Origin of the sequence: Streptomyces sp. CA-181903, from assembly GCF_050937075.1 — a bacterium.
GTDB lineage: Bacteria > Actinomycetota > Actinomycetes > Streptomycetales > Streptomycetaceae > Streptomyces.
This window is the reverse complement of sequence record NZ_JBNJLY010000001.1, coordinates 1292952-1310137: the sequence shown is the minus strand read 5'-3', so window position 1 is coordinate 1310137 and position 17186 is coordinate 1292952. Positions and strand designations below refer to the sequence as shown.

Below are 17186 nucleotides of genomic sequence, written 5' to 3'. Positions count from 1 at the left end.
CGGTCGGGTTCGGGCTCAACCCCCGGCTCGGAGGACGCGGTGGGCCCCGCACTCCGGCCCGGTTCACTCTTCCGAGGCGTTGACGAAACATACGGAGCACTGCATAGTTATACCCATCACCGCATGCAAGATAAGGAGAATCCCGTGACCGAGCGCGTCGTACTCGCCTACTCGGGCGGCCTGGACACCTCCGTCGCCATCGGCTGGATCGCCGAGGAGACGGGCGCCGAGGTCATCGCCGTCGCCGTGGACGTCGGCCAGGGCGGCGAGGACCTGGACGTCATCCGCAAGCGCGCGCTCGCCTGCGGTGCGGTGGAGGCGGAGGTCGCCGATGCCAAGGACGAGTTCGCCGAGGAGTACTGCCTCCCGGCGATCAAGGCCAACGCCCTCTACATGGACCGGTACCCGCTGGTCTCCGCCCTCTCCCGGCCGACGATCGTCAAGCACCTCGTCGCCGCCGCGCGGAAGCACGGCGCCACCACGGTCGCCCACGGCTGCACCGGCAAGGGCAACGACCAGGTGCGGTTCGAGGCCGGGATCTCCTCGCTCGCGCCGGACCTGAAGTGCATCGCGCCCGTCCGGGACTACGCCATGACCCGGGACAAGGCCATTGCCTTCTGCGAGGCCAAGGGCCTGCCGATCGCCACCAGCAAGAAGTCGCCGTACTCGATCGACCAGAACGTCTTCGGCCGGGCCGTCGAGACCGGTTTCCTGGAGGACATCTGGAACGCGCCCATCGAGGACGTCTACGACTACACGGCCAACCCGGCCACCCCGCGCGACGCCGACGAGGTCGTCATCACCTTCGACGCCGGCGTCCCGGTCGCGATCGACGGCAAGCCCGTCAGCGTCCTCCAGGCGATCCAGCAGCTCAACGAGCGGGCAGGAGCCCACGGCATCGGCCGGATCGACATGGTCGAGGACCGGCTCGTGGGCATCAAGTCCCGGGAGATCTACGAGGCGCCCGGCGCCATCGCGCTGATCACCGCCCACCAGGAGCTGGAGAACGTCACCGTCGAGCGCGAACTCGCCCGCTACAAGCGGCAGGTCGAGCAGCGGTGGAGCGAACTGGTCTACGACGGCATGTGGTTCTCGCCGCTCAAGCGGGCGCTGGACGGCTTCATCGCCGAGGCCAACGAGCACGTCAGCGGCGACATCCGGATGACCCTGCACGGCGGCCGGGCCGTCGTCACCGGCCGGAAGTCGGCCAAGTCGCTCTACGACTTCAACCTCGCCACCTACGACACGGGTGACACCTTCGACCAGTCGCTCTCCAAGGGCTTCATCGAGATCTTCGGCCTCTCGTCGAAGATCGCCGCCAAGCGGGACCTGGTCTGACCGACGGGACCGGTCCGACCGACCGGCCGGCCGCCGTGTCCCTCCGCCTGACACCCCACGGCGGCCGGCCGCCCCCCACCACCCACGAGGAGCACGCACGTGAGCAACGGCACCACCGACGACGTCCGGCTCTGGGGCGGCCGCTTCGCCGACGGCCCCGCCGAGGCCCTGGCCAAGCTGTCCGCCTCCGTCCACTTCGACTGGCGCCTGGCCCCCTACGACATCGCCGGTTCCCGCGCCCACGCCCGCGTGCTGCACAAGGCCGGACTGCTGACCGCCGACGAGCTCGCCGCGATGCTGGACGGCCTCGACCGGCTGGAGGCCGACGTGGCCACCGGCGCCTTCACCGGCACCGTCGCCGACGAGGACGTCCACACCGCCCTGGAGCGCGGCCTCCTCGAACGGCTCGGCCCCGACCTCGGCGGCAAGCTGCGCGCCGGCCGCTCCCGCAACGACCAGGTCGCCACCCTCTTCCGGATGTACCTGCGCGATCACGCGCGGATCATCGGCGGACTGCTCGCCGAGCTCCAGGAAGCGCTCGTCGGCCTCGCCGAGGCGCACCAGGACGTGGCGATGCCCGGCCGGACGCACCTCCAGCACGCCCAGCCCGTCCTCTTCGCCCACCACGTCCTCGCCCACGTCCAGGCCCTCGGCCGGGACGCGGAACGGCTGCGGCAGTGGGACGAGCGGACGGCCGTCTCCCCGTACGGCTCCGGCGCGCTCGCCGGGTCCTCGCTCGGCCTCGACCCGGAGGCGGTCGCCGCCGACCTCGGCTTCGAGCGCGGCTCGGTCGGCAACTCCATCGACGGCACGGCCTCCCGGGACTTCGTCGCCGAGTTCGCGTTCATCACGGCGATGATCGGGATCGATCTCTCGCGGATCGCCGAGGAGATCATCATCTGGAACACGAAGGAGTTCTCCTTCGTCACCCTCCACGACGCGTTCTCGACCGGCTCGTCGATCATGCCGCAGAAGAAGAACCCGGACATCGCCGAGCTGGCGCGCGGCAAGTCCGGACGGCTGATCGGCAATCTGACCGGGCTGCTCGCCACACTCAAGGCGCTGCCGCTCGCCTACAACCGCGACCTCCAGGAGGACAAGGAGCCGGTCTTCGACTCCTGCGACCAGCTGGAGGTCCTGCTGCCCGCCTTCACCGGGATGATGGCGACGCTCACCGTCCACCGGGAGCGGATGGAGGAGCTGGCTCCGGCCGGGTTCTCGCTGGCCACGGACATCGCGGAGTGGCTGGTGCGGGAGGGGGTGCCGTTCCGGGTGGCGCATGAGGTGGCGGGGGAGTGCGTGAAGGTGTGTGAGCGGCGGGGGGTTGAGCTGGACGCGCTCTCGGATGAGGAGTTCGCGGCGATCTCGGTGCATCTGACGCCGGAGGTGCGGACCGTTCTGGACGTTCCGGGGTCGCTCGCTTCCCGGAGCGGGCGGGGCGGGACCGCGCCGTCGGCGGTCGCCGTGCAGCTTGCCGAGGTGAAGGCGGAGCTGGTGGTGCAGCGGGAGTGGGCGGGCGCGGAGCGGGGGTGACCCTCCGGGGGGTGTTGCCCCGGACCCGCCCTTTCTCCCCCAGCTACCGCTGGGAGGTGCCCCCAGTTTCTTCCGGGGCTCCGCCCCGGACCCCGGGTCCTCAATCGCCGGACGGGCTGATTTCAGCCCGTCCGGCGATTGAGGACAACCGCGCGGAGCGCGGTTTGGGGGTGCGGGGGCGCAGCCCCCGCAAGAAACGGTGAAAGGGCGGGACCGGGGCACCCTCCCCACGCGCAGCGCGAGACACCATCGACCCGAATGAGACATGAACGTCTCATTCGGGTTACTCTCGTCTCATGAGGCTCGACCGACAGCACGTACTGAACGCGGCCGCGTCCCTGCTCACCCGCAAGGCGACGGCCTCCATGGACGAGATCGCGAGAGCGGCGGGGATCAGCCGGGCCACGTTGCACCGGCACTTCGCCGGGCGTGACGCGCTCGTCCGGGCGCTGGAAGACCTGGGGATCGAGCAGTTCGAGCGGGCGCTCGACGAGGCGAGGCCGGAGGAGGGGGACGCGGCCGAGGCGGTCGCCCGGCTGATCGCCCTGTCCGAGCCGGTCTCCGGCATCCTCGCGTTCCTCTTCACCGAGAACCAGCTCTACGAGAACGGCGGCAACGAGGGCTGGAAGCGGCTCGACACCCGCGTCCAGCGGCTGTTCACCCGCGGCCAGGAGGAGGGCGCCTTCCGCCTGGACCTGTCGGCCGCCTGGCTGACCGAGGCGCTCTACGGGCTGATCGGCATCGGCGCCTGGGCGGTCCAGGACGGCCGGGTGGCGGCCAAGGACCGCACCCGGATGGTCTCCGAGCTGCTGCTCGGCGGCGCGCGACGGAGGATGGAACGATGAACGGCCAGCGAACGATCACCCAGCCCCCGAACGCCCCCAAAGCCGGGGAGACCCCCTACCGGGGCCGCTGGCTGGCCCTCGCGGTCCTCGTCCTCGCTGTGCTGCTGGTCGCCGTCGACGCCACCGTCCTCGGCCTGGCGACGCCGTTCCTCAGCGAGGACCTGAAGCCCTCGGGCACGCAGCTGCTGTGGATCGGCGACGTCTACTCCTTCGTCATCGCTGGTCTGCTCGTCTCCATGGGCAGCCTGGGCGACCGCATCGGGCGCAAGAAGCTGCTGCTCAGCGGTGCCGTCGCGTTCGGCGCGGTGTCGGTCCTCAACGCGTACGCCGCCAGCCCGGAGATGATGATCGCCGCCCGCGCCCTGCTGGGCGTCGCCGGCGCGACCCTGATGCCGTCCACCCTGGCGCTGATCCGCAACCTCTTCCACGACCCGCGCGAGCGCAGCCTCGCCATCGGCATCTGGGGCGCGATGGCCTCGGCCGGCGCGGCCGTGGGGCCGGTGGTCGGCGGGTTCCTGCTGGAGAACTACTGGTGGGGCTCGGTCTTCCTGATCAACCTGCCGGTCATGGCGGTGCTGGTGCTCGTGGGCATCAAGTTGCTGCCCGAGTCGCGTGATCCGTCGCCCGGCCCCTGGGACCTGCTGAGCGTCGTCCTGTCGATGGCCGGCATCATCGGCGTCGTCTACGCGGTCAAGGAGGGGGCGACGCACGGGATCAGCGCGGAGGTCGCCGTCGCGGCGGTCGTCGGACTGGCCGCCCTGGCCTGGTTCGTCCGCCGGCAGCTGCGGCTGCCCGCGCCCCTGCTGGACATGCGCCTCTTCCGCAACCGGGGCTTCTCCGCCGCCGTCCTGGCGGACCTGCTGACGGTATTGGGCCTGTCCGGCATGGTCTTCTTCCTGTCCCAGTTCCTCCAGCTCGTGCAGGACCGCGACCCGCTGGAGGCCGGACTGGCCGAACTCCCGGCCGCCGTCGGCGCGGTGACGGCCGGCCTGCTGGCCGGGCAGGCGGCCCGCCGCTGGTCGGTACGGTCGGTGGTGGGCGGCGGCCTGGCGGCCATCGGCGTCGCCCTCGCCGTCATCGCCACCCTGCGAACCGACACCTCCTACCCGCTGCTCGGGGCGGTCCTGCTGGTCGTCGGCGTCGGTGCGGGCTTCTCGTTCACCGTCACCGCCGACGTCATCCTCTCCAGCGTCCCCAAGGAGCAGGCCGGCGCCGCCTCGGCCGTCTCCGAGACGGCGTACGAACTCGGCGCCGCGCTGGGCATCGCGCTGCTGGGCTCGATCGTCACCGGCGTCTACCGGGACTTCGCCGTCCCGGCCGGGGTGCCGTCCGGTGCCGCGGCGGACGCGCACGAGTCGCTGGGCGGGGCGGTCAAGGCGGCGACGACGCTGCCCGCCGACGCCGGGTCCGCCCTGCTGAGTTCCGCGCAGCATGCGTTCGTCGACGGGCTGCGGCTGGCGTCCGCGGTCGGTGCGGTGGTGCTGCTGGGGACGGCGGTGGCGGCGTGGTTCCTGCTGCGCGGGCAGCGGCTGGAGGACAGCGCGGAGGCCGAGCACCTCAAGCACGCCGAGCACGAGCACTGAGTGCCGCCGGTGAGCGGGACAGGGCTCGGATGAGCCAAGCGCACACGGGCCGGGGCGGCAAGCCCCGGCCCGTGTGACTTTTTCCGAGGGTTCCGTCCCTTGACGGGGTCCTTACGCGCGGGAACGATCTGCGACTACCGGTCGGTATTGCCGAACGCAGTTCGGCGAGGTTGAAGCAAAGCCCTTGTGCGGAAGGAACCCCCCATGCGTCTGCGCACCAAAGTGAGAGCCCTGCTCGCCGCGGCGGCCACCGCGACCCTCACCCTCACCGGAATGTCCGCCACGGCGGCCCCCGCCTCCGCGTCGGTGCTCGACATCCCGCCCAAGGGCGCCAACGACTGGTCCTGCAAGCCGGATTCGGCCCACCCGGAGCCCGTCGTCCTCGTCAACGGCACGTTCAAGCTCATGGCGGAGAACTGGGCCAAGCTCTCCCCGAAGCTGAAGGAGAACGGCTACTGCGTCTTCGCCTTCAACTACGGGCACATGGAGACCGACCCCATCCCGCAGGCGGCGGCCGAACTCCGCGACTTCGTCGAGGCCGTCCGCGGGGCGACCGGCGCGGCCAAGGTCGACATCGTCGGCCACAGTCAGGGCGGCATGATGCCGCGCTACTACGTGAAGTTCCTCGGCGGCGCCGACAAGGTGGACGACCTCGTCGCCATCGTCCCCTCCAACCACGGCACCGACAACCCGCTGGCCATCCCCGCCGGGTACACCGTCTGCCCGTCCTGCCTGGACCAGCGCACCGGATCCGACCTGCTGAAGAAGCTCAACGCGGGCGAGGAGACGCCCGCCGGGCCCGACTACACCGTCGTCACCACCCGGCACGACGAGGTCGTCGTCCCCTACACCAGCGCCCTGCTGACCGGCCCCGCCGAGCGGCTGACCAACGTCGTCCTCCAGGACGCGTGCCCGTTCGACCCGTTCATGCACGACCAGGCGACCAAGGACCCGGTCGTCCACCAGTGGGTGCTCAACGCCCTGGCACGGAAGGGCCCCGCCGACCCGGGCTTCCGGCCGCGGTGCCTCGGCGGGGCCTGACGGCCACCGGTCGTCGGGAAGGGGCCCGGCTCAGGCGGCCTTCGCCGCCCGCGCCTTGGTGGCGTAGATGTCCACGTACTCCTGGCCGGAGAGCCGCATGACGTGGCTCATCACCTCGTCGGTGACGGCCCGCAGGACGTAGCGGTCGCGGTCCATGCCCTCGTAGCGCTCGAAGTCCAGCGGCTCACCGAAGCGGACGGTCACCGGGCTGATGTGCGGGCGGCCCTTGCCGCTCGGCTGCACCTTGTCGGTGCCGATCATCGCGAACGGCACCACGGGCGCGCCGGTCATCAGCGCGAGGCGGGCGATGCCGGTCCGGCCGCGGTACAGGCGGCCGTCGGGGGAGCGGGTGCCCTCGGGGTAGATCGCGAAGATCTTGCCCTCCTCCAGGATGCGACGGCCCGTCATCAGCGCGGCGACCCCGCCGTGACCGCCGTCGCGGTCCACCGGGATCATGCCGGAGGCGCCGAAGAACCAGGCCATCAGCCGGCCCTTGAGCCCCTTGCCCGTCACGTACTCGTCCTTGCCGATGAAGAACACCTGCCGCTTGACCACCAGCGCCAGGAACAGCGAGTCGATGAACGTGACGTGGTTCCCCGCCAGAATGACCGGCCCGGAAGCGGGGATGCGCTCCATGCCCTCCACCTTGGGGCGGTACAGGACGCGCATGAGAAGTCCGAGGAACGCCTTGAGCAGGATGCGGGACACGGATCCTCCGGTCTTGTCTTGGTCTTGTTCGGTTTGGTCGGTCGGTCGGCGGCCGGGCCTGGTGGCAGGTGAGGACGATACTCGCGGGTACGGCCGTTCCGCACACCGGGTTAACCGACCCGATACGCAGTGTTGACGTGAGTTTTCACTCCGTTTCGACCACGGCCTTCTGTACGCAAGACGGACGCACCTACGATCTGCGCGTCCGAAAGGGAGTCGGAACCACCGGCTCCGGAACGAAGGAGCGAATGTACATGCAGCAGGAGCAGCGGCCGGGCCGGCGCTCGGTGCTGGGGGCCGCGGCGGTCCTCGGCGCGGGAGCGGTCACCCTCGGCGGCGGCGCGGGCATGGCGGCGGCGGCCCCCTCGGCGGCCTCGGCGACGGCGGGTGACCGGCGGCCGGGCCACGGCCACGGCGGCGGCGGTGGCCTGCGGGACCTGCCGGTGCCCACGGTCGTCGGACACCGCGGCGGCAGTGGATACCGGCCCGAGCACACCCTCGGCTCCTACCGGTTCGCCCTGGAGAACGGCGCGGACGTCATCGAGCAGGACGTCGTCCCCACCAAGGACGGCCATCTGGTCTGTCGCCACGAGAACGACATCACGGGCACCACCGACGTCTCCTCCCGTCCGGAGTTCGCCTCCCGCAAGACCACCAAGACCGTCGACGGCGAGTCCCACACCGGCTGGTTCACCGAGGACTTCACCCTCGCCGAGCTGAAGACCCTGCGTGCGAAGGAACGCCTGCCCCAGGTCCGGCAGCACAACACCCTTTACGACGGCCACTGGACCGTGCCCACCTTCGAAGAGGTCCTCAAGTGGGCGGACGAGGAGGGGCGCAAGCGCGGCCGGCGCATATGGCTGCACGTCGAGACCAAGCACCCCACCTACTTCCGCAAGCTGGGCCTGGGCCTGGAGGAGCGGCTCGCGAAGCTGCTGCGCCGGTACGGCCGCGCGGGCCGGAACTCGTCGTATACGTTCCTTCAGTCCTTCGAGCCGAGCAGCCTCCAGCGGCTGGGCCGGCTCGGCCTCGACTGCCCGAAGATCCTGCTCCTGGACGATCTGCCCACCCGCCCCTGGGACTTCGTCGAGGCCAAGGACCCGCGCACGGTCGCGGACCTCATCACCCCCAAGGGCCTCAAGTGGGTGTCCGGCTTCGCGCAGGGCATAGGCCCGTGGCTCAACCTGATCATCCCCCGGGACAAGAACGACCGGCTCACCAAGCCCACCACGCTCGTCCGTGACGCGCACGCCGCCCATCTCGTCCTGCACCCGTACACCATGCGCAACGAGAACAGCTTCCTGCCCGCCGACTTCCGGCGCGGCACCGACCCGAACGCGTACGGCGACGCCATCGGCGCCTTCAAGACGTACTACGCGACGGGGATCGACGGCATCTTCTCGGACAACTGCGACACGGCGGTGCTCGCGCGGGAGGAGTTCCTGAAGGGGCGCAAGGGCTGAAGCCTCCGCCGCCCCGGGAATCCTGACGGATTCCACACGGACGAGTGACGCCCGTCGGGCTCGGCAACCGGTGGCTCACGCCCCCACGTCCCGCCGGGCATGACACCGAACGACCTCGTCACCTCGCTCCGGCCGCTGCTGGCCGCCGAATGCGCCGCCGAGGCGCCGGCGGCCGGCATCGACGCGGCCGACCTCGAACAGGCCGTCTGGGTCCGACTGCTGAGCGACCGGAACGACGGCGTCCCCGCCGGCCGACGGGGACGCCGTCGCGCCGAGCCGCCCGCCCTCCGGTTACGCGCCGCCGTCCGCGCCGAGGCCCGCGCCGCGAGCCGCCTCGCCCGCCGCGAGGTGCCGTACGACCCCACCGCCGCCGAACCGGCCGACCACGCCGACGCGCTCGGCTCCGGCGTCGAACGGGCGGTCCTGGCCGCCGAATCCCGCCGCGAACTCCGCGCCGCCGTCCACCGCCTCCCCGGCCGCTGCCCCGGCCTGATGCGCGCCCTCCTCTCCTCAGGAGACCCGACGTACCGAGAAATCGCAGGAGAGTTGGGTATCTCACAAGGATCTTTGGGGCCGATCCGTTCCCGTTGCCTGGGATGCCTGCGCAGAATGCTGACGGCGGCGATTGCGGCTCCTGGACCTTGGGGAAAGGAGCGGTAGACAACAGGCGCCACGGAGGCGACGTGTACCGCGGCGGCTCCTGTCAGACGGAACGTACGGGACTGACCAGGGGAGGCATGCGCACATGGGTATGAGCGTGACCATCGCGGCGGCGACCGAGGACGACGCCGAACGGATCCTGAAGCTCCAGTACCTCTGCTACCAGGGGAGGCCGAGCTGTACGGGGACTACTCCCTCGACCCGCTGACCCAGACTCTCGACGAACTGCGGGCCGAACTGGCCGCGGGGTGCGTGCTGGTGGCCCGGCTCGGCGAGGAGGTCGTCGGGTCGGTGCGCGGCACGCTCGACGCCGCGTCCGGCACGGCGTCCATCACCGGCCTCATCGTCCACCCGCGGCTGCGGCGCCACGGCCTGGGCGGCCGGCTGCTGGGCGCTCTGGAGGAGCGTCTCGCCGCGGACGGGGGTGCGCGGCGGTTCCGGCTGGCCGTTGGCCGGCGGAGCGAACTGACGCTTCGGCTGTGCCGGAAGCGGGGGTATGAGGCGGTGGGGACGGAAGTGGTCAGCAAGGCGCTGACGGTGGTGACGCTGGAGAAGTCCGCCGCGGTGGGAGAGCTGGCCGCTGCCGGGTGAAACCGCGCTCCGCGCGGTTGTCCTCAAACGCCGGACGGGCTGGTTGTCGCGCCCAGGGCGCGCACTTCAGCCCGTCCGGCGTTTGAGGACCTCGCGGCGAAGCCGCGATGCCGGGGGTCCGGGGTGCTTCCCGGGAAACGGCGAAAGGGCGGGGCCGGGGACCCTCACCGCGCAGCGGAAACCGGCGCCCGCCGCAACCACACCATCGCCGTCACCGGCAGGATCACCGGAATGAACAGGTACCCCATCCCGTAGTCCGACCACACGGTCGCGTCAGGGAACGCCCCGGGATCCGCGAGGGTCCACGTCCCCACGGTGAGCACCCCGAGAAGCTCCAGCGCGCAGCACACCAACGCCACCCGCCGAGCCCCCTCCCCACCCCGCACCAGCGAGTACGTGATGAACGCGTACACCACGGCCGCGACGGCCGAGAGCACGTACGCCAGCGGCGCGTCCCCGAAGTGCAGAGCCATCTGCACGATGGACCGCGACGCCGCCGCCACGGTGAACACCCCGTACAGCCAGACCAGCAGTCGGCCCGGGCCCTTGCCCAGGCCCGCGCCGCCCTCGGCGGTGGTGGCGGGTTCGGTCACGGTCAGCCTCCCCAGATGTCGTAGAGCCGTACCTGGAGCACGGCGAGGATGACGGCGCCGGCGGCCACGGTGGCGGACCCCCAGCGGGTGCGTTCGGCGATCGACATGAATCCGGCGCCCGGTACGCACGCGGCGGCGCCCAGGAGGTACGCCACGAAGAGGGCGGTGCCCTTCACGGGCCGCTCGCCCCGGGCGAGCTGCACCACGCCGACGACCAGCTGGGCCAGGGCGAGGACGGAGACGACGGCCATGCCGATGAAGTGCCAGTCCTTGGTCGGCTGGTCACGGTACGCGGCGTGGCCGCACCAGACGGCGAGCGCGAGGGCGGTCACGCCGACCGCGAGCGTCAGCGCGTCGATCACCGTGACCCCCGGGCGGCACCGGCGTGCGGATGGGGCGTGACAGGCATGGGGACGACTTTAGACGGCCCCCGCGCGCCCGCCGCGCCCGGCCCGCACTGTCCACGGGGTGACCGGAGGTGTCCGCCATTCGGACAACCTTGGCCTGTTCGCGCGTACGTCTGTTTTACTTGCCCGCATGACCACGACGAGCACCCGCATCTCTGCGACCGAGGCGATGACGACGCCCGGTGCTGCTCGTCGCATGTGTCGAATGTGTGACCGCTGAGGGCCCCCGTTCGAGCCTCGCGCCCCGAAGCGAGACCCGTAGAGCCCGCGTCCGACGACGGACCGCCCGCTCTCCACCCTCCGCGACACCGGATCCCCACCGCCGCCGAAGACGGCCGCCGACGGGGTCCCACGCCGCGTTCCGCAATGAATTCCCGTGCGCCGGCGCCCCACAAGCCGCGCACTCGACAGTGACGGAAACCCCTGTGATCACCACTACGGGCCTGACAAAGGTCTACCGCTCACGCGGCCGCGAGGTCACCGCCCTCGACGGCGTCGACCTGCACGTGCGGGAGGGCGAGGTGTACGGCGTCATCGGCCAGAGCGGCGCCGGCAAGTCCACGCTCATCCGCTGCGTCAACCTCCTGGAGCGGCCCACGTCCGGCACGGTCACCGTCGCCGGCCAGGACCTCACGGCGCTCGCCGGCCGCGGCCCGCGCGCCGGCGCCGCCCTCCGGCAGGCACGCAGCCGCATCGGCATGGTCTTCCAGCACTTCAACCTGCTGTCCTCGCGGACCGTCCAGGCCAACGTCGAGCTCCCGCTGGAGATCCTCGGCCTGTCCGGCAAGGAGCGCTCCCGCAAGGCCCTGGAACTGCTGGACCTGGTCGGCCTCGCCGAGAAGGCCAAGGCGTACCCGGGCCAGCTCTCCGGCGGCCAGAAGCAGCGCGTCGGCATCGCCCGCGCCCTGGCCGGCGACCCCAAGGTGCTGCTCTCCGACGAGTCGACGTCCGCGCTCGACCCGGAGACCACCCGCTCGATCCTCCAGCTGCTGCGCGACCTCAACCGGCAGCTCGGCCTGACCGTGCTGCTGATCACCCACGAGATGGACGTCGTCAAGTCCATCTGCGACTCCGCGGCCCTGATGAAGGGGGGCCGGGTCCTGGAATCCGGCACCGTCGCCGAGCTGCTGGCCACGCCCGGCTCCGAGCTGGCCGCCGAGCTGTTCCCCGTGGGCGGCGAGCCCTCCGGCCCCGACCGGACCGTCGTGGACGTCACCTTCCACGGCGACGCGGCCACCCAGCCGGTCATCTCGCAGCTCTCGCGCACGTACAACATCGACATCTCGATCCTCGGCGCGGCGATGGACACCATCGCCGGCCGCCAGGTCGGCCGGATGCGCATCGAGCTGCCCGGCCGCTTCGAGGAAAACGTGGTCCCCATCGGCTTCCTGCGCGAGCAGGGCCTCCAGGTCGAGGTGGCGCCCGTGACCGCCGGTGCGGAGGCCACGGCCGACGCCCTCCTCAAGGAAGGTGCCAAGTGACCTGGAACGAGATGCAGCCGCTGCTGCGCGACGCCTGTCTCGACACCCTCTTCATGGTGTGGTGGTCCGCCGTCTGGACCGTCGTCGGCGGACTGCCGCTGGGCATCCTGCTCTACCTCACCGACCGCGGCGGCCTGCTCCGCAACCTGGTCGTCAACAAGGTCGTCGGCGCGGTGGTGAACATCGCCCGGTCCGTGCCGTTCATCATCCTGATCGTCTGGCTGATCCCCTTCAGCCGCATGGTCATCGGCACGTCGATCGGGCCGAGCGCCGCGGTCGTCGCCCTGGCCATCGGCGCCATCCCGTTCTTCGCCCGGCTGGTCGAGACCGCCCTCCGCGAGGTCGACGGCGGACTGATCGAGGCCGTCCAGGCGATGGGCGGCGGCACCTGGACGATCATCTTCAAGGTGCTGCTCCCGCAGGCCCTCGCCTCGCTCGTGGCCGGCCTGACCACCACCGTGATCGCCCTCATCGGCTACTCCGCCATGGCCGGCGCCGTCGGCGGCGGCGGGCTCGGCCAGGTCGCCATCAACTACGGCTACCAGCGGCAGGAGCACGGGCTGATGAACATCACCATCGTGCTGCTGATCGTCCTGGTCACCATCGTCCAGCTGGCCGGCGACCTCGCCGTCCGCCGCCTCGCCCGCCGCACCGGCCGGCAGGCCGCGCCCGGCGGCCTGTGGCGCCTGCGGACCGCCAAGGCCCCCAAGGCGACGGCGGACATCCCCGCCCAGCGCACCGCCGACGAGCCCAAGGCGGCCGTCGACGCCCCCTGAACCTCCGCGGGGTCCGTCGACGGCCCCGGGGACACCACGAGCCCGGACCCTTTGCCGGGCGGCAACACCTCGTGAGAACAAGAAAGAGGCACTCTTCGTGCGTACCACCCTCAAGCTCACCGCCGCCGTCGCCGCAGCCGCCGCGCTGACCCTCGGCCTGAGCGCCTGCAGCGCCCCCTCCGACACCTCCGCGTCCTCGACCAAGAAGGGCAAGGACGCGGACCCGGCGGCCAAGCTCCTCATCGCGGCCAGCCCCACGCCGCACAGCGTCATCCTCGAGTACGTCCGCGACCACCTCGCGAAGGACGCCGGCCTGAAGCTGGAGGTGAAGCAGTACAACGACTACAACGTGCCGAACACGGCCACCCAGAGCGGCGAGGTCGACGGCAACTTCTTCCAGCACAAGCCGTACCTCGACGAGTTCAACAAGAAGAACAAGACGGACATCGTCCCCGTCGTCAACGTCGAGATCGAGCCGCTGGGCCTCTACTCCAAGAAGGTCAAGAAGGTCTCCGAGCTGGGCGAGGGCGCCACCATCGCCGTCCCCAACGACGTCACCAACGAGGGCCGCGCCCTCAAGCTGCTCGCCGACAACAAGGTCATCGAGCTGAAGGACGGCGTGGGCGCCGGTGCCACCCTCAAGGACATCAAGGACGACAAGGGCATCAAGTTCACCGAGATCGAGGCCGCCCAGATCCCGGCCCGCCTCGCCGACGTGGACGCCGCCGTCATCAACGGCAACTTCGCCATCGGCGCCAAGCTCAACCCGGCCAAGGACTCCCTGGCCCTGGAGAAGGCCGAGGGCAACCCCTACGCCAACTTCCTCGCCGTGAAGAAGGGCAACGAGCAGGACCCGCGCATCGTCAAGCTCGCCAAGCTGCTCAACTCCGACGAGGTCAAGAAGTTCATCGAGGATAAGTTCAGCAACGGGGCCGTCATCCCGGCCTTCGGCCCCGCCAAGGGCTGACGGTCCGAACGGGCGGCTCACGGCCGAAACGGACGCCGGATCGCGTCGCCCGCCCTGCGCCGCGCAGAAACCGCCGGTACTCTCAGCCGTCTCGGCGGACGCAGGCCCCGCACACGCCACGCGTGCGCGGGGCCGCCGCGCTTGGCGCACCACTGTGGCCATACTGCATGCTGGTGCATCCGAGACCGGCGCGACCGCCGGGACGGAACCCGGCCACCCTCCCCGCGTCCGCACGGCGCGGGGAACCCCCTCCGGCGTTGGAGCAGCGCATGACTTCCACCTTTCCGGACATCTCCATCAGTACGGACCGGCTGGTGCTGCGCCCGTTCGACGCGACGGACGTCCCCGCGCTCACCGAGATGATGAACGACGAGCTCATCACCGCGTGGACGTCCGCCCCGCACCCGTACACCACCGCCGACGCCCGCGAATGGGTCCTCCGGACCGCTCCCGCCGAACGCTCCTCGGGACGCGGAATCGTCTTTGCGGTGACCGAGTTCCTCACCCACCGCCTGGTCGGCACCGTGCGCCTCCACCACACCGACTGGCACACCCTCTCCAGCGAGATCGCCTACGTCACCGCCCCCTGGGCCCGCGGCGAGGGCTACGCCTGCGAATCCGTCCTCGCCGTCGCCCAGTGGCTCTTCCGGGACCAGAAGTTCGAACGCCTCGAACTCCGCACCGCCGCCGACAACACCGCCTCCCAGCAGGTCGCCCAGAAGATCGGCTGCATCAGCGAAGGGGTTCTCCGCAACGCCTGGATAGCGCGCAGCCGCACCGAGGACGGCGGCTGGACCGACATCCGCACCGACCTCATCGTCTGGAGCCTGCTCCCCGAGGACCTCGACGAGGTGCGCGAACACACCGGGGACAACACCGGTTACGCCGCCGCGTTCCCCGGCTGGTCGCCCGGCTGGCGCTGACGCCCCCCGCGCGCAACCATCCGCCCCGCGCTCCGGACGGTGGTCCGGACCTGCCGGGGTACTCTCACCATGCCCGCCGCGCAGAGCGGGCACCCCGCTGTGCACTTCCCCCTCCAGAGACACCCCCAGGAGACAGACGACGATGGCCGACCGGGTCACGGTGATCGGATGGGACGGCTCACCGTTGACGGAGGCGGCCCGCTCCGCCGTGGGCGCCGCCACCCTCGTCGCCGGAGCCGCGCACCACCTCGCGCTGCCCGAGGTCCCGCCCACCGCCGAACGCGTCCGGCTCGGCAGCGTCGACCTCGCCGCCCGCCGCATCGCCCGGCACCGCGGCACCGCCGTCGTCCTCGCCGACGGCGACCCCGGCTTCTTCGGCGTCGTCCGCGCCCTGCGCGCCCCCGAGCACGGCCTGGAGGTGGAGGTGGTGCCCGCCGTCTCCTCCGTCGCCGCCGCCTTCGCCCGGGCCGGCATGCCGTGGGACGACGCCCAGATCGTCGTCGCCCACAGCCGCGACCTGCGACGGGCCGTCAACGTCTGCCGCGCCCACCCCAAGGTCGCCGTCCTCACCTCACCCGGCGCCGGACCCGCCGAACTGGCCCTGCTGCTCGGCCCGGTCCACCGCACCTTCGTCATCTGCGAGCAACTGGGCACCGCCCGCGAGCGCGTCACCGTCCTGACCTCCGACAAGGTCGCCGACCACGCCTGGCGCGACCCCAACGTCGTCATCGTCATCGGCGGGACCGGGGCGGGCCCCGACGACGCCCCCGCCGTCCCCGGCCAGCGCGCCGGCGGCTGGATCGCCGGCCGCGACCCCGGCCGGCTCCCCGGCCCGCGTGGCTGGGCCCTGCCCGCCGACGCCTACGGCACCACCCCCGGCGAGGGCGAGGGCACCGAGCTGCGCGCCGCCCAACTCGCCCGGCTCGCCCCCCGCGTCGGCGACCTCGTCTGGGACATCGGCTCCGGCAGCGGCGCCGCCGCCGTCGAGGCCGCCCGGTTCGGCGCGGCCGTCATCGCCGTCGACCGCGACGCCGACGCCTGCGCCCGCACCCTCGCCGCCGCCCGCCACTACGGCGTCCAGCTCCAGACCGTGCACGGCATCGCGCCGCACGTTCTGGAGGACCTGCCCGAACCCGACGTCGTCCGCGTCGGCGGCGGCGGGGCGCCCGTCGTCGCCGCCTGCGCCGACCGCCGGCCCGAGGCCATCGTGGCGCACGCCGTCACCCGTGACGAGGCCGAGGCCATCGGACGGGCGCTCGCCGAGGGCGGGTACGCCGTCGAATGCACCCTGCTCCAGGCCGTGCGCCTGGACACCGCCGACTGGACCGAAGCCGAGCGGTCCGTCACCTTCCTGCTGAGCGGCCGCCGTCCGCACCCGTGACCCCGAGCGGTCCGCGCCCGCCACCCGTGACCCCGAGCGGTCCGCCACCCGTGATCCCGACACGCCGAACGGAAGGTAGGCTGGCGGATCGTTGTGCGGCGGCTCGGTGTCAAAGACCACAGTCACCAATGTCCGGAACGCCCCTCCTTTTTGGCGGTGCGCAGGGCAGGGTGGCACCGGGGCGGTACGCAACGTGCCGCGAGAGTTGGACGCTCGTTCTTAGCTATGGGCGTGAGCGGTTGGAAGGAGCACTACCGATGGGCGAGGGGTACGCATGACCGACACCGGCCGGTTCCCGGATGAGGGACAGCCGGAGAACGCAGGCGCGACGCCCGGGCACCCGCTCACCGCGGACGCCGCGGCTCCTGCCGACACCGGAATCCCGGCACATCCCGCCGTCCCGCAGGCGCCTCGCGGGCGTCCCACCACGGGACCCTCCACGTACGCGTTCCTCGCCGACCCGGACGCCGCCGACGAGGACGACCTGCTCCTGATGCCGGGCGCCCAGGGCGCCTGGAGCGAGCAGCCGGCCCAGGGCGGCACCCACGAGACGGGCGGCCGGGACACCGGCGCCGCCGTCTTCGAAGAGGTCCGCACGCCCCCGGCCACCCCCGCCGCACCCCGTCGCCCGCTCCACATGGGCCCGCCCGACCCGTCGTCCAGCGGCGTCGTACGCTCCCTCGCGGACCGCGGTCCGGCCGCCCCGCAGCAGCCGGTCGGCTCCCCGGTCCCGCACCCCCGGGCTCCCCGGCCGCGGGCCAGGGCCCGGGCCCCGAATACCTCGACGCTTCGCAGGCCGACGCGGAACCGGTGACCCAGCCGGGCATATGGGACGCCCAGCCGCAGCATCACGGCCAGGAGCAGCGGCAGGAACACGCGGCGGACGCGGTGGCCGA

Annotated in this window: 16 protein-coding genes and 1 pseudogene; 14 read left to right on the top strand and 3 right to left on the bottom strand. The window is 71.8% G+C overall.

Annotated elements, in window-relative coordinates; all coding sequences use genetic code 11:
* Positions 1–144 precede the first annotated feature (144 nt).
* From ACQEVS_RS05590 to ACQEVS_RS05570, 5 genes are all read left to right on the top strand, one after another.
* Positions 145–1338 carry an argininosuccinate synthase gene (locus ACQEVS_RS05590; protein WP_433016000.1) on the top strand — a complete coding sequence of 398 codons (1194 nt, stop codon included), beginning with the start codon at positions 145–147 and terminating at the stop codon, positions 1336–1338.
* A gap of 99 nt (positions 1339–1437) precedes the next feature.
* Positions 1438–2871: an argininosuccinate lyase gene (gene argH / locus ACQEVS_RS05585; RefSeq protein WP_433015997.1), complete on the top strand. Its 1434-nt coding sequence runs from the start codon at positions 1438–1440 to the stop codon at positions 2869–2871.
* 296 nt (positions 2872–3167) lie between these two features.
* A complete protein-coding gene (locus ACQEVS_RS05580) occupies positions 3168–3716 on the top strand; it encodes a TetR/AcrR family transcriptional regulator (RefSeq protein ID WP_004955752.1) in 549 nt (182 codons plus the stop codon).
* A complete protein-coding gene (locus tag ACQEVS_RS05575) occupies positions 3713–5299 on the top strand; it encodes an MFS transporter (RefSeq protein ID WP_433015992.1) in 1587 nt (528 codons plus the stop codon). Before ACQEVS_RS05580 ends, ACQEVS_RS05575 begins: the two co-directional genes overlap by 4 nt.
* 204 nt (positions 5300–5503) lie before the next feature.
* Positions 5504–6340 (top strand): alpha/beta fold hydrolase, encoded by an 837-nt coding sequence (locus tag ACQEVS_RS05570; protein WP_433015989.1) that lies wholly within the window; start codon positions 5504–5506, stop codon positions 6338–6340.
* Between the two features lie 30 nt (positions 6341–6370).
* On the opposite strand, the gene ACQEVS_RS05565 is transcribed toward ACQEVS_RS05570, so the two are convergent.
* On the bottom strand, positions 6371–7048 hold the full coding sequence (locus ACQEVS_RS05565; protein WP_433015986.1) for a lysophospholipid acyltransferase family protein: 678 nt from the start codon (positions 7046–7048) through the stop codon (positions 6371–6373).
* A gap of 254 nt (positions 7049–7302) precedes the next feature.
* Here ACQEVS_RS05565 and ACQEVS_RS05560 point away from each other — a divergent pair, with 254 nt between their 5' ends.
* From ACQEVS_RS05560 to ACQEVS_RS05550, 3 genes and pseudogenes are all read left to right on the top strand, one after another.
* Positions 7303–8511, top strand: coding sequence for a glycerophosphodiester phosphodiesterase (locus ACQEVS_RS05560; protein ID WP_433015983.1), 1209 nt, complete (start codon positions 7303–7305; stop codon positions 8509–8511).
* Positions 8512–8610: 99 nt separating this feature from the next.
* Positions 8611–9171, top strand: coding sequence for an RNA polymerase sigma factor (locus tag ACQEVS_RS05555; protein WP_433015980.1), 561 nt, complete (start codon positions 8611–8613; stop codon positions 9169–9171).
* 85 nt (positions 9172–9256) lie between these two features.
* Positions 9257–9762 (top strand): annotated as a pseudogene (locus ACQEVS_RS05550) (GNAT family N-acetyltransferase).
* 164 nt (positions 9763–9926) lie between these two features.
* Here the strand turns inward: ACQEVS_RS05550 and ACQEVS_RS05545 are convergent.
* Complete coding sequence (locus ACQEVS_RS05545) at positions 9927–10355, bottom strand: hypothetical protein (RefSeq protein ID WP_433015977.1); 429 nt, start codon at positions 10353–10355, stop codon at positions 9927–9929.
* A gap of 2 nt (positions 10356–10357) precedes the next feature.
* Positions 10358–10717 (bottom strand): hypothetical protein, encoded by a 360-nt coding sequence (locus tag ACQEVS_RS05540; protein ID WP_433015974.1) that lies wholly within the window; start codon positions 10715–10717, stop codon positions 10358–10360.
* Positions 10718–11187: 470 nt separating this feature from the next.
* Between ACQEVS_RS05540 and ACQEVS_RS05535 the strand changes: the two genes are divergently transcribed.
* The 6 genes from ACQEVS_RS05535 to ACQEVS_RS05510 all read left to right on the top strand — a co-directional run bounded on the left by ACQEVS_RS05535 (position 11188) and on the right by ACQEVS_RS05510 (position 17104).
* Positions 11188–12243: a methionine ABC transporter ATP-binding protein gene (locus ACQEVS_RS05535; RefSeq protein ID WP_433015971.1), complete on the top strand. Its 1056-nt coding sequence runs from the start codon at positions 11188–11190 to the stop codon at positions 12241–12243.
* Positions 12240–13019, top strand: a complete 780-nt coding sequence (locus tag ACQEVS_RS05530; RefSeq protein WP_433015968.1) for a methionine ABC transporter permease — start codon at positions 12240–12242, stop codon at positions 13017–13019. Before ACQEVS_RS05535 ends, ACQEVS_RS05530 begins: the two co-directional genes overlap by 4 nt.
* Positions 13020–13116: 97 nt before the next feature.
* On the top strand, positions 13117–13986 hold the full coding sequence (locus tag ACQEVS_RS05525) for a MetQ/NlpA family ABC transporter substrate-binding protein (protein WP_433015965.1): 870 nt from the start codon (positions 13117–13119) through the stop codon (positions 13984–13986).
* Positions 13987–14255: 269 nt separating this feature from the next.
* Positions 14256–14909 (top strand): GNAT family N-acetyltransferase, encoded by a 654-nt coding sequence (locus ACQEVS_RS05520; protein ID WP_433015962.1) that lies wholly within the window; start codon positions 14256–14258, stop codon positions 14907–14909.
* A gap of 142 nt (positions 14910–15051) precedes the next feature.
* On the top strand, positions 15052–16290 hold the full coding sequence (gene cbiE / locus ACQEVS_RS05515) for a precorrin-6y C5,15-methyltransferase (decarboxylating) subunit CbiE (protein WP_433015959.1): 1239 nt from the start codon (positions 15052–15054) through the stop codon (positions 16288–16290).
* A gap of 274 nt (positions 16291–16564) precedes the next feature.
* On the top strand, positions 16565–17104 hold the full coding sequence (locus ACQEVS_RS05510) for a hypothetical protein (RefSeq protein WP_433015956.1): 540 nt from the start codon (positions 16565–16567) through the stop codon (positions 17102–17104).
* Positions 17105–17186 lie beyond the last annotated feature (82 nt).

What these genes read in the sequence shown, in the direction of transcription:
- ACQEVS_RS05580 (WP_004955752.1), top strand. Translation starts at nt 3,168, where the DNA reads ATGAGGCTCGACCGACAGCACGTACTGAACGCGGCCGCGTCCCTGCTC.
- ACQEVS_RS05575 (WP_433015992.1), top strand. Translation starts at nt 3,713, where the DNA reads ATGAACGGCCAGCGAACGATCACCCAGCCCCCGAACGCCCCCAAAGCC.
- ACQEVS_RS05570 (WP_433015989.1), top strand. Translation starts at nt 5,504, where the DNA reads ATGCGTCTGCGCACCAAAGTGAGAGCCCTGCTCGCCGCGGCGGCCACC.
- ACQEVS_RS05560 (WP_433015983.1), top strand. Translation starts at nt 7,303, where the DNA reads ATGCAGCAGGAGCAGCGGCCGGGCCGGCGCTCGGTGCTGGGGGCCGCG.
- ACQEVS_RS05555 (WP_433015980.1), top strand. Translation starts at nt 8,611, where the DNA reads ATGACACCGAACGACCTCGTCACCTCGCTCCGGCCGCTGCTGGCCGCC.
- ACQEVS_RS05520 (WP_433015962.1), top strand. Translation starts at nt 14,256, where the DNA reads ATGACTTCCACCTTTCCGGACATCTCCATCAGTACGGACCGGCTGGTG.
- cbiE (WP_433015959.1), top strand. Translation starts at nt 15,052, where the DNA reads ATGGCCGACCGGGTCACGGTGATCGGATGGGACGGCTCACCGTTGACG.
- ACQEVS_RS05510 (WP_433015956.1), top strand. Translation starts at nt 16,565, where the DNA reads ATGACCGACACCGGCCGGTTCCCGGATGAGGGACAGCCGGAGAACGCA.